Raw genomic sequence first — 11,960 nt, forward strand, 5'->3', positions numbered from 1 at the left:
ATGGAGTATAAAAAAGCATCTTAATAGGTATATAAATTGGCTGAATTATTGATTTTTCAAGGTCTAGCAGTCAATATTTAACTGCGAAGTTTGAGAATAGTGATAAAAAACAGCTCTAGAGTAACCACAGTGCCCTGTAACATGGGCACAATGATTCTTGAGATATATTCTAATGTAGGGCTGACAACTTCAAGCAATAGTTCTTGCATGGCATCTCTCCTAATAAATGAGTTAAAAATGCATCCTTTTTATAGAAGGCAGCGTTTTCTTACGTATTTTTATAAAAACACAAAAGAGGACTGACGGTATATCAATGGCCCCGTCAGCCTCCAGTGATAGTGCGACACAACACTTACTTTTTTATGATATCCTCGCCAAACCACTTCTTCGAAATCTCAGACATGGTGCCATCCTGCTTCATCTCATCCAGCACCCTGTTCAGTGCCTCAAGCAGTTGTTTGTCTTCCAACCTCAACCCGACGCCGTATTCCTCGGTACCGAAATTGTCGTCCAAAATCACAAAATTTTCATTCCTCTTTTCGATGTAATATCTTCCCAGTATCTCGTCTGCCACCACTGCATCAATCCTGCCTGCCTTCAGGTCCAAGAACGCTTCCAAGTAATCGGGGTATTCCACCACTTCGGCCAGGGAGTCATAGACCTCTTTATCCTTTTTAAGGGCTTCAAGGCCACTGCTGCTCATCTGCACTCCTACCTTTTTGCCTGCAAGGTCGGCCTTGCTCTTGATGCTGGATCCCTCAGGCACAATTATAATCTGAGTATTCACTAGATAAGGCTTTGTAAAAGCCATGTTTTTCTTTCTGTCCTCGGTAATGGTAAGACCATTCCATATCATGTCAATCTTCTTATTCTTAAGCTCCAGTTCCTTGCTGTTCCAGTCGATGGGCTTAAACTCTACTTCCACGCCCAATCTCTTTGCAGCCTCTTTAGCCAAATCGATGTCAAACCCAACGATGTTGCCCTCCTCATCTCTGAAGCCCATGGGGGCAAATGTGTCGTCAAGCCCTACTATAAACTTTCCGGCCTGCTTAATCCTCTCCAAAGAATCGTCTTTAGCAGTCTCTTGAGCTCCCGAACAGGCACTCAACAAAAGTCCAACCATCAATGCCAAAGTTAAAAGCACAATTGTACTCCTCTTCACTTCAATTCCTCCATTCAAGGCTTGTTCAATTTTCAAACAATAATATTATAATTTAATATGCTAAATTAGTAAAGTATTAAACTCAATAAAATTGAATACTTTCCTGTTACGTGAAAACAATAAGTACTGTTAAATATTATGGATTTAAAGAGGTGTGAAATGAAGCAGGAAATATTTACATTCCCATTGTGGGACGCCTTCCAGGAAAATACCGAGTGCCCTCTATGCCATATAATAGAGAGAACTGAGGAATCTTATATTTCAGGGCTGTTCAGGGATATGATTAACGATGTAAATTTTCACAGGTCTCTGGAGCATATGAGCTTTTGCTCGACGCATTTCCAGCAGCTTTTAAATTACAGAGATAAGTTTGGATTGGCCCTCATTGTGGATAAGATATTATTGCACGAGATGTCAAAGCTGCGTAAGTTCAGAAGGATAATGGAAGTCCCTTATTTGCCGTCAAAATATCATGCTTTAAACATCATAAGGAAGATATTTAATCGGCACACAAATCAATACGATATCGATGAATCTCCATGCTTTTTATGCATTCATTCAAAGGATGCTATGCATAGCTATGCTGCGTCCATCATTCAGCTGTGGGCATGCAATAGCAAATTTCAATCGCTGTATGAAAACTGCAAAGGCTTTTGCTTCAAGCATTTCTACCTCTTAATTGGGGAGGCGCAGCGCCTGCTTAGCGGCCCACAGCTTAAAAAATTCTGCCAAGCCACCTTTTCGCTACAGGAAAACAACCTCAAAAGGCTTAACGATGAATTAAACTGGTTTATCAAGAAGTTTAACTATTACTACGTTGACAGCCCGTGGCATACTTCCAGGGATTCACTAAAAAGGTGTATTTTTAAAATAAAAGGTGGTTCCATCAATCAAGAATAAAACATATACGTTCCAGCCAATCTATATATAAAAATACAAGCAAGGGTGAGAGGTTGTACCTATGTTAGTGGCGTTTTTTCGAGCTTTAATACTCTATGCCGTGGTAGTCACTGGGGTAAGGATTATGGGAAAACGGCAGGTGGGTGAACTGCAGCCGTTTGAGCTGATGGTGACAATAATGATAGCTGAGCTGGCATCGGTACCGATGCAGGACACGAGTATACCCCTTTTGAACGGAATCATATCCATCCTGGCGCTGCTTTTGGCAGAGGCGGTTATTTCATACATCACTTTAAAAAGCGAAAGGGCCAGAACCATTCTATGCGGTTCCCCCAGCATCGTGATACAAAACGGCAAGATTGTACAGAAGGAGCTAGCTCGGTTGCGCTATAACGTAAACGATCTGCTGGAACAGCTGAGAGAAAAAAATATAGTTAACGTATCGGATGTCGAGTTTGCGATACTTGAGACCAACGGCCAGCTAAGCGTTATACCCAAACCACAAAAGAGGCCAGTAACCGCAGAGGACCTCAAGCTCTCCACCCGCTATGAAGGCCTACCATACACTCTCATCATGGACGGCCATATACAACACAAAAACCTTACCAAGGCTGGCGTGGACATCAACTGGCTGCTTCAGCAGCTCGAGATTCGCGGGCTTAAACCCGAGGACGTATTCTTCGCTTATCTTGACAGCCAGAGAAATTTACAGATAGAAGAAAAAGAAAAGCGGAGGTGAGCTCATTGAAGATACCCCTGATAATGGTAGCAATAACCATCATTTTTATCGGCTTTGCGGTCTGGACCCAACACAGCCTTGCGGCCTCCGCCGAAAAGTTAGAACAACGCCTGAGCAGCCTGGAATCGGCAATAAAAGACGATAACTGGGAGATGGCTAACGACCAGCTAGAATCTTTCAACCAGCTATGGAGAAAAACCAAAAATTCCTGGCAGATATTTATCAACCATGAAGAAATAGACAATATCGATGCAACGTTGGCAAAGATAAAACAGCTGGTAAGCCTTAAAGCAAAGGCCGACTCACTGTCCGAGATCTCGGCTCTTAGGCTTTTTATAATCCACATTCCACAAAAGGAATCCCTGTGCCTTGTAAACATATTTTAAGGCATAAATGCAACTTGCATCTAGGCACTCTTCTCGACCAAAATTTATTTCTATCAACATACGCTGGGTTGAACGGACATCAACCCCAAAATATATCGGCATAATCGTCTTCAACATACTCGCTGTAAAAATCTATAAACAATCCAGATTTTGGCGGCTGGCAAGCGCGATCCTCCACCTGTACCCTGCATAAAAAGTCCTGATTTTCAAAGAAGCTTATGGCTTCGTAGTCCCAGGGAATGTCGCTGCGCTCATATATGCCATACCGTTCCAAATCCTTTAAAAACGGCTTTATTTTGTCCTCCGAATCCACATCCACCTCAACGCTTCCTTTTTGCCTCAGCTCTTTGACGATCTCATCGGCCTCGCCGGTCTGATAGCGAAAAGCTCTTTCCACACACATCACATCCTTTCTACTTTTTCACATATTGAGTACCTGCCTTAAAAATTTGCCTGTATAGCTGCCCTCCACATTTGCCACCTCTTCGGGGGTGCCCTGGGCCACTATCATCCCACCCCTTTCTCCACCTTCCGGCCCCAAATCGATGATGTAGTCGGCCGTCTTTATCACATCCAAATTGTGCTCGATGACCACTACGGTATTCCCTCCATCGGTCAGCCTGTGCAGGATATCGATCAGCCTGTGAACATCGGCAATGTGCAGACCCGTAGTGGGTTCATCAAGTATATATATGGTACGACCGGTACTTCTCTTGCTCAGCTCGGTGGCCAGCTTAACCCTCTGGGCTTCACCGCCAGACAGGGTGGTTGATGGTTGTCCAAGCTTGATGTAGCCCAGTCCCACGTCATACAAGGTTTGCAGCTTCCTGTAGATCCTCGGGATGTTCTCGAAGAACTCCATAGCCTCCTCAACCGTCATATCCAGCACATCGGCTATGTTTTTCCCCTTGTATTTTACCTGCAACGTCTCACGGTTATACCGCTTCCCCTTACACACCTCACAGGGCACGTACACATCCGACAAAAATTGCATCTCGATCTTTATAATGCCATCGCCTCGGCAGGCTTCGCAGCGACCCCCTTTGACGTTAAAGCTGAAACGCCCTTTGTTGTATCCCCTTACCTTTGCATCGCTGGTCATGGCAAATACTTCGCGTATATAATCGAACACGCCGGTATAGGTGGCAGGGTTAGAACGCGGCGTCCTGCCTATTGGAGACTGGTCGATGTTTATAACCTTATCGAGGTGTTCGAGCCCCAATATCCTTTCATACCGTCCCGGCTTTACGCTTGCGCGGTTGAGCTCCTTGGCCAGCGCCTTGTAGAGGATCTCATTCACCAGAGTGCTCTTGCCTGAGCCAGAAACGCCGGTCACACAGGTCATTACCCCCAGCGGTATTCTGACGTTTATATTTTTTAAATTGTGTTCGCTGGCTCCCACAACCTCAAGCCATTTGCCGCTGGGCTGCCTTCGCACAGGAGGAACCTCTATCCTCTTTTTACCGCTCAAATACTGCCCAGTGATGGACTCGGGGGTATTCATAATATCCTCGACGGTACCGGCAGCAACCACCCGGCCACCATGGGCCCCGGCCCCTGGCCCCATGTCTATGATGTAATCGGCCGAGCGTATGGTCTCTTCGTCGTGCTCCACAACGATTACGGTATTGCCCAGATCCCTGAGTCGCTTCAAAGTGCGTATCAGCCTCTCGTTATCGCGCTGATGCAGACCTATGCTGGGTTCGTCCAGTATATAGAGCACCCCAACCAGGCTAGACCCAATTTGCGTAGCCAGCCTGATGCGCTGAGCCTCACCGCCCGACAACGTTCCCGCAGGGCGCGACAAAGTCAGATAATCAAGCCCCACATCCACCATGAACTGAAGTCGAGAGCGGATTTCCTTGAGTATCTGATGGGCAATCAGCTGTTGCGTAGGCGTAAGCTTAAGGCCGTCGATGAAATCCAGGAGCTCCTTGACCGACAGATTGGTCACCTGGTATATGTTGAGCCCTCCCACCGTGACGGCCAGCGCTTCGGGCTTTAGCCTGGCGCCTTTACAAACAGGGCAAGGGGTATTGCCCATGTATGCTTCGATCTCTTCACGGGTCGATTCAGAATCGGTTTCATGGTAACGCCGCTGCAGATTTGGGATTATCCCCTCAAAGGGGGCCATAAAATAGCCCGAACCATTGCGGTCATACTTAAACCTAATCTTCTCGCCTCTAGTGCCGTATAGAATGATATCGATAATTTCTTCAGGCAGGTCTTCAACAGGGGTGTCCAGGCTAAAACCGTAATGCTCGGCCAGCGCCTCCAAAAACATTCTGGCCATGCTATCCCCGTTGCCGCTGTTCCATCCAGGAACGGCAATTGCCCCCTCTGCCAAACTCAAAGAAGGGTTGGGAATTATCAGATCGGGGTCAATCTCCATCAAAACGCCCAGCCCGTGACAGTTGGGACAAGCTCCAAAAGGGCTGTTAAACGAAAACAGCCGAGGAGTTAACTCCTCTATGCTGATCCCGCACTCAGGGCAGGCGTACTTTTGGCTAAAGAGTATCTCCTGTCCCCCAATCACATCTACAACCGCCAACCCATCGCTTAACTTTAGCACCGCCTCCAGCGAATCGGTGAGCCTCTGCTCGATGCCCTTCCTTACAACAAGCCGATCGACCACCACCTCGATGGTATGCTTCTTGTTTCTATCCAGCTTTATCTCCTCCGAAAGTTCACGCATCTCCCCATCTATCCGAACCCTCACATAGCCTTCCTTCCTTATGTCCTCGAGCAGCCGTACATACTCCCCTTTTCGGCCACGCACCAGAGGAGCGAGAAGCTGAATCCTGGTTCCTTCCTCCATTCCCATGACGTAATCCACCATTTGTTCGACCGTCTGTTGCTGGATCTCCCTGCCACAGTTAGGGCAATGAGGAGTGCCTATTCTGGCAAACAAAAGGCGAAGGTAATCGTATATCTCGGTAACCGTTCCCACCGTGGAACGGGGATTCCTGCGCGGGGTTTTTTGATCAATGGATATGGCAGGCGAAAGCCCCTCGATATAATCCACATCTGGCTTTTCTATCTGTCCCAAAAATTGCCGGGCATACGCCGACAGCGATTCTATATACCGTCGCTGCCCCTCGGCATACAGGGTATCAAAAGCCAGCGAGGACTTACCGGAGCCGCTGAGCCCGGTCACCACCACCAGCTTATCCCGGGGAATCACCACGTCTATGTTTTTTAAGTTGTGCTCTCTGGCGCCTTTTACATAAATCACCTTGCCGTCATCCATGCGTCAGCCAAACCCTCTTTCGTTTTATTAAATTTATCTCTACCACAACAATTCAGAATACAGTATAGCAAAAATCCTCACAGAATGAAAGGGAGGATTATATCACTTCCTTCCCTAGGCCCTGTCAGCCACAGCCCTGCGCTCCTTTATCCCCACTGTTTGGGAAATCCTGCTGGCATCCACCAGCTGATCATTCAAACCATACTTGAGCTTCAAAGCTATAACAGGCACCTTTTCCTCCGTTATGTCTGGAAACACTATATGCGCCTCCACGACCATGTCAGCTCCTTCTTCAATGGCCCGCTTGAAAGGAATGAGCTCAAAGCTTTTGAGGCATTGCATGTGGTGTTCCAATCTAGGAAGGTCCACGCAGGAATCCATATCACGGTATCGCCATGCCCTGGAAAATGTTTAATCTGCGAAACTTCTGCCAAAAATAAAATAAAACAAAAATGGCGGTGAGCACTTCTCGTGCCATCCCGCCAGTGCAAACAAAATCATCCATCTTTTTAGGCTTCAACCTGTAACAAAGCATAATCTGGCAGTTCCTCTCAACAAAGCTTATATCAACAACGCTTGCAGACTCTTACCAGCATATAACGTAGCATCAAGAGCTGCATACATCAACATAAGCGTGTCTGCGGTGATCAAAATACTGCCCCTCAAAAAGCCGTATGAGGGTATTTGTTACATGAAGCTCAAGTTCGTTCTCCCCGGCCCTGATCCAGTCTTTATCTATTATCCAACGGTAAGGACTCCATGCCCTCGTTCCTGCAAGATGACCATTAACATAAAGAGCTATCACATCTTCCATACCTGTATCATCGATATACATCTCCATCATCTCAGCCGCACCATCGATGAACACCTTTTTTCTGTATACCACAGTACCTGCGTAAAATGGCAAGCCAATTCCTGTTAAATCGCCCGGCTTTCCAACATTGCTAATTGAACACAGTTTCCATTTTCCATTCTCTTTTACCACCCCAAAACGTCCAAACAGATACAGCGGGTTTACAAGGCCATCATGGTTGGCTTGAGTAGTTATCCTCACCTGTATCTCATTCAAGCCCTTCTTTATATACGGCGATATATCCACAGCCAGGTTAGTGGGCAGGTATATCTCCTGTGGTGCAAACTGAGCGGAATTTACTCGATTGCCGTTCACCAGCATATACCATTCACCCTGTACGCTGCCGGGTTCCATGACCAACAATACCGGCAGCGAAACATCATCCTCGACAGAAAATTCAGCTGTGTATATGCAGTTAAGTGTGGGCAGCTCCAGCTGCTTGGGACAGCCAAAATGATCCTTTAACTTTACAGGTAGAGCAATTCCTGTATCGTGAATCTGATCTATTATGGGTTTACACTCCACCAGCTTCTCATCCGAACTGCCTTCAACTTTAAGCCGCCAGAGACCCAGCCTCAAGGCATTCATGCCCTTGGGGTGGACTTCCCAATTATCATCAAGGTCTATCTTTTGTCTCGCTGCAGAACTCTGCGCTTTGGCCTGTAGCCCAATCGCTTCATCCTGCCTCTCTTTCACTGTCAAAATATAGGCCTGATAAGGCGCAAACTCAAGAACAAAACCTCTCTCTCTGGCATCCTCATCAAGCTCAATAATGCTTTCGCTGCCCTCCAAACCGGGATCGCTACAGGATACCTGTGGATGTAAAAAACTGTTGCAGTTGGGGTAAATTCTCACCCTGTGCTGTGTACCTGATGTGTTGACCAAAAAACAGCTCAGCTGGCCATCAACTTCATAGCATGCCGCTAATATATCCTTTTCTTGAGAGGCATCTATGCCAGCCGGACAGGCCTCTATGCTTTCCAAGTGGGAATCTTTAACTTCACGACATGTGGCTTTAGCGTTTTGATAAATGTCTTCTTGTTGTATATCTCTGCTTTCGCAGCAAGTACCTCCAACTTCTTGATAAGTGCCTCGGCTTCCCTGACAGGTATCTCTAATGATAGAGATAGGCCGCTGAACCATTTTAGCCACCATTTCCGGAACTTCTTCTACGCTTTTTACAAAAAACGCCTTTTTCTTTTTAGCAGAAGCCTCAATACGTATTTGATTTTCATCGTTTTGTTCATTGTAAACATTACCCGCAACCACATCAGTATAAGTTGCTCTGGCGTCGGATAAATTTTCATTCCCCACATAACGGCCGTAAATATCCCGAGCATCCACATCGAACCATTGGCTGAACATTGAACCGGTGTCTGAACTTCCGATCTTCTCAACGGGTAGGCACTCCACCCCTATGACGATGCCTCCACCTTCAATGTACTCCTTGAGCTTTTCCAATGCGCATTCCTCAATATTGAGCATTGGTGGAAGGATGAGCACCTTGTATTCCTCATCTCTGAATCTGATGCATCCATGCCTTGTGTCGCACTGGCTAAACAATTCAGGGTCCATTATATAATAATCAAAATGGTTTTCCAGAAGCGCCCTCTGCAGCCTGGAAAATCCATTCTCTAGCTTTTCCTTCAAATGCCTTTTCTCTCCCATGGCCGTCCACTGGCTTGAAATCGGATCCAATATGATTATATCCGCCTTTCGCCTGCCTCTTTTCATGATATCGGTTATTTTATCTGCGTAATCAGACAACAAACCCATATAGGACCAATAGGGCATTTGATAAAAGCTGGACGGAGGGGCATCATGTTTGGTCAGCCCATCGGTGGTATAAAAGAAGGCATGGGGTACAAAGAAGCCTATCCCTTGAACCGCAAGCCAATCGAACGTCCATTTCATGTCTTGAAGGGTCATACCCCACCCTATGCTGTGGAAGCACTCGCATAAAGTGCCGGGTTTTCCATAAAAATGGGCTGCCGAGCTGACAAGCTTGGCATTGGCCCTGTATTTAGGGCTGGCAACGTCTGGCCTGGTACCCACCTTTTGATGCCCCGCATCTATGCCCGGTATATGAAAATACTTAAGCTGCTTGCTTCTCAGTATGGGCTTTTCCCCCACATACAGCAGATTATTGGCTTCGCACCAATCCCGAACCTGGACCTCGTAGCTTTCAATAAAAGCGTTTGTGACGGTATTCCAGTAATCATACCTCACTCTATCGGTGTCAAGCCCCATGCGTTCAAACAGGGCGGGCAACCTGTCCACCAGCGAATAGCCGTTTCTTTTTTCAAACATTTCGGGTAAAAGCGGTGACCACGGCATACCCGGCGGAAAAGCCGTTATTTCATCAGTGAAAATCCCCTTTATGGTTTTTCCAAACTCATGGCTGAAATATTTCTTATACTGCTCATGGGTGGTATTGATATAATACCTCATCGCCTCGGGATTTAAGGGATCCACATATTTCCCGAAGTATTTGAAGTCACCCACCGCTACCTGCAACACAATACAGACATGCCATGTACCTTCAGGTGCATCCCAGTGAAGCTTTTTTACAGGCTTGCCTGTAAAAAACCTTTTTCTGTTGTACTGGGTAAGCCCGCTCATCTGAAAGATGTTTTCCTTATATCCCGTGCCTATGCAGTGCAACAGCTCCACCGGGTCATCCCAGTCGATCACATCATTCTTTTTTGGATATGCCCTTGCCAGCAAGGCTTGCCCCCATGGCAGTTCCATATCGACGGCTTTAGGGCCTTCCACATCGAATATTCGGGCTTTAAGGGCTTTTGCCTCAAATTCCGGATGGTCCAGCACCACCAAGCCGCCGCTTACCCCGCTGGGATAGGGGTATTCGTCATAGAGCCATACCTCTAGACCTCTCTTTTTTGCCTCCTCAACGGCAATGCCCACTTTTCTAAACCACTCTTCAGACAGATAGGGCACCGAAAGCCCTTGACGGGGATGAATAAAAAAGCCCTTTATCCCCTTTTCAGCCATCTCCCTTATTTGCCTTCTTATCTCGTCATCCCTCATATCGCCGTTCCAGAACCAAAAAGGCTGTATACCAAATTTTAGAGACACACAAATTTCCCCCCTATAAAAGCACCATCTCATAACATAGATTAATATAACTCGCTCTCACTTCCTACACAAGGTAAACTTTCTCTTTTATTACGACAAAACATTCCTCTGTAGTAGGTTCGCCCTCTCCACGACAACAGACGTTTCACCGCTGGGCCTCAACCTTATCTTTAGCCATCGGCCGCTCCTTCTACAGAGGAACTTTGCGTGGGTACTTGGGGCACCTGATGAGTCTGATAGGCAATGTCATAAACCGTTATAATTGGTCACTTCCATCTTTTGCTGTTCATAATTACATTATACTGCAAGTATTAGATGCATACAATTTAATGCTCAAATCAGGGACCGCTTTTCATCCTTTCCTTAAAAAGAAGGCTTTCCCGGCGGTTGACCGTAAATTTGTATAAGGAGTTCAGCTATTTGAGCATATCATAGTCTGCAGGGGCAATATACACGTTGCAGCGCCCTTCTCTATCGGAAGTGAAAAGTACCATGGAGTCATCGGGGAACCATATCGGGTGTGGATGGCTGTGCTGTGCTTTCCAGGAAGTTCCATGGGTGCAGAGGATTTTTTGCTTCGCCAGCCCGTTTTCATATTTGATGAGCGATATATATTGATCGCCGTCCTTGGGCCCATTGATCATAAAAGCACCGTCACCAACGCCATACTCTTCTGTGGAATTTACCTGTACATGCATGGGTTTCGGACCGGGCTTGTACTCAAACATCACCATGTTGGTACCATCGGGATTTATAAAAAGGTCGGCGCACTTCCACTCATCGGATATGCTCTCGCGGCGCCCATACTGGGTGCATATACGCCCGCTGCGCGTAAATATCTCGTGCCCTGCGCGTTCCAAGTACCGTTTGGTCTCAACTATTGGCCATACTTCTGAAGTAGATGCTCTAACAATCCAGGTCCTCTGCACCAGATGCCAGGGGCCTTCATGACAAAAGCATACAATATCGTTATCCACCGGGCTTACTATTACGTGGGTGATCCACTCCCGCTCGCCCCATATGGCTCTAGCGGTTTTGTCCACCACATTTACCTGCATGACCACGCTAGCCGGGCGACGGAAAAACGTCTCGTTCATCCCGGAATATATTTTGTTGGTTACAGTGGATAAAGCTAATTTTTCTGAGTATGCAAAATACAACGTTGAACCGTCCGAGGTAATTGAAAGTATTGAGCCGACAAAGCCCTCGGGCAGTGTATAATACTCATCTTCCTCAAGAGTATCCAAGCTTACAGATTTTAATTTTCTGCCGGCCCAGTAGAAAGCCCTCATGGTATTGGGGTCAAGAAGCGAAGCTCCCGGCCGGATATCCGGTTCATCGGTGAGCTGCACCATATCCCCCGTCGGAATATGGAGGCTATAAAGTTGCCAGGAACCTGTTCGGTCAAAAGCCACCAGTACATTCTTCCCATCAAATGAAAAAAGAGGCTGAGTAAAATATGGATGAAAAGTATTTCCAACATTGGGGCTTATCCTTGTGACTTCAACCCCAGTGAAACTATCTTTAACGGTTACTTTATCTCCCTTGAATACTGTCCCTTTGGGCATAGCAAA

The 11,960-nt window shown here is 46.6% G+C and carries 10 protein-coding genes; 3 read left to right on the forward strand and 7 right to left on the reverse strand.

What is annotated here, in order from left to right; translation table 11 throughout:
* Positions 1–77: 77 nt before the first annotated feature.
* Positions 78–209: a hypothetical protein gene (locus BM241_RS12965; RefSeq protein ID WP_278292625.1), complete on the reverse strand. Its 132-nt coding sequence runs from the start codon at positions 207–209 to the stop codon at positions 78–80.
* A 143-nt stretch (positions 210–352) separates the two neighbouring features.
* Complete coding sequence (locus tag BM241_RS09195) at positions 353–1,162, reverse strand: amino acid ABC transporter substrate-binding protein (RefSeq protein ID WP_242948358.1); 810 nt, start codon at positions 1,160–1,162, stop codon at positions 353–355.
* Between the two features lie 159 nt (positions 1,163–1,321).
* Between BM241_RS09195 and BM241_RS09200 the strand changes: the two genes are divergently transcribed.
* From BM241_RS09200 to BM241_RS09210, 3 genes are all read left to right on the forward strand, one after another.
* Entirely contained in the window at positions 1,322–2,062 is a 741-nt protein-coding gene (locus BM241_RS09200) for a DUF6062 family protein (RefSeq protein WP_092282585.1), read from the forward strand.
* Positions 2,063–2,123: 61 nt separating this feature from the next.
* Positions 2,124–2,801, forward strand: coding sequence for a DUF421 domain-containing protein (locus BM241_RS09205; RefSeq protein WP_092282586.1), 678 nt, complete (start codon positions 2,124–2,126; stop codon positions 2,799–2,801).
* 5 nt (positions 2,802–2,806) lie between these two features.
* Positions 2,807–3,187, forward strand: a complete 381-nt coding sequence (locus BM241_RS09210) for a DUF4363 family protein (RefSeq protein WP_025747596.1) — start codon at positions 2,807–2,809, stop codon at positions 3,185–3,187.
* A gap of 79 nt (positions 3,188–3,266) precedes the next feature.
* Here BM241_RS09210 and BM241_RS09215 read toward each other — a convergent pair whose 3' ends face one another.
* From BM241_RS09215 to BM241_RS09235, 5 genes are all read right to left on the reverse strand, one after another.
* Complete coding sequence (locus BM241_RS09215; protein WP_092282587.1) at positions 3,267–3,584, reverse strand: hypothetical protein; 318 nt, start codon at positions 3,582–3,584, stop codon at positions 3,267–3,269.
* 24 nt (positions 3,585–3,608) lie between these two features.
* A complete protein-coding gene (gene uvrA, locus BM241_RS09220; RefSeq protein WP_092282588.1) occupies positions 3,609–6,437 on the reverse strand; it encodes an excinuclease ABC subunit UvrA in 2,829 nt (942 codons plus the stop codon).
* A 114-nt stretch (positions 6,438–6,551) separates the two neighbouring features.
* Positions 6,552–6,818: a glycoside hydrolase family 3 N-terminal domain-containing protein gene (locus BM241_RS09225; protein ID WP_092282589.1), complete on the reverse strand. Its 267-nt coding sequence runs from the start codon at positions 6,816–6,818 to the stop codon at positions 6,552–6,554.
* A gap of 226 nt (positions 6,819–7,044) precedes the next feature.
* Positions 7,045–10,386: a glycosyl hydrolase gene (locus BM241_RS09230; protein ID WP_177206141.1), complete on the reverse strand. Its 3,342-nt coding sequence runs from the start codon at positions 10,384–10,386 to the stop codon at positions 7,045–7,047.
* 416 nt (positions 10,387–10,802) lie between these two features.
* A complete protein-coding gene (locus tag BM241_RS09235) occupies positions 10,803–11,954 on the reverse strand; it encodes an oligogalacturonate lyase family protein (RefSeq protein WP_092282591.1) in 1,152 nt (383 codons plus the stop codon).
* Between the last annotated feature and the right edge of the window lie 6 nt (positions 11,955–11,960).

Origin of the sequence: Caldicoprobacter faecalis, assembly GCF_900115765.1 — a bacterium.
GTDB lineage: Bacteria > Bacillota > Clostridia > Caldicoprobacterales > Caldicoprobacteraceae > Caldicoprobacter > Caldicoprobacter oshimai.

Coding starts and splice junctions, on each gene's coding strand:
- BM241_RS09200 (WP_092282585.1), top strand. CDS start 1,322: ATGAAGCAGGAAATATTTACATTCCCATTGTGGGACGCCTTCCAGGAA.
- BM241_RS09225 (WP_092282589.1), bottom strand. CDS start 6,818: ATGGATTCCTGCGTGGACCTTCCTAGATTGGAACACCACATGCAATGC.
- BM241_RS12965 (WP_278292625.1), bottom strand. CDS start 209: ATGCAAGAACTATTGCTTGAAGTTGTCAGCCCTACATTAGAATATATC.
- BM241_RS09235 (WP_092282591.1), bottom strand. CDS start 11,954: ATGCCCAAAGGGACAGTATTCAAGGGAGATAAAGTAACCGTTAAAGAT.
- BM241_RS09205 (WP_092282586.1), top strand. CDS start 2,124: ATGTTAGTGGCGTTTTTTCGAGCTTTAATACTCTATGCCGTGGTAGTC.
- uvrA (WP_092282588.1), bottom strand. CDS start 6,437: ATGGATGACGGCAAGGTGATTTATGTAAAAGGCGCCAGAGAGCACAAC.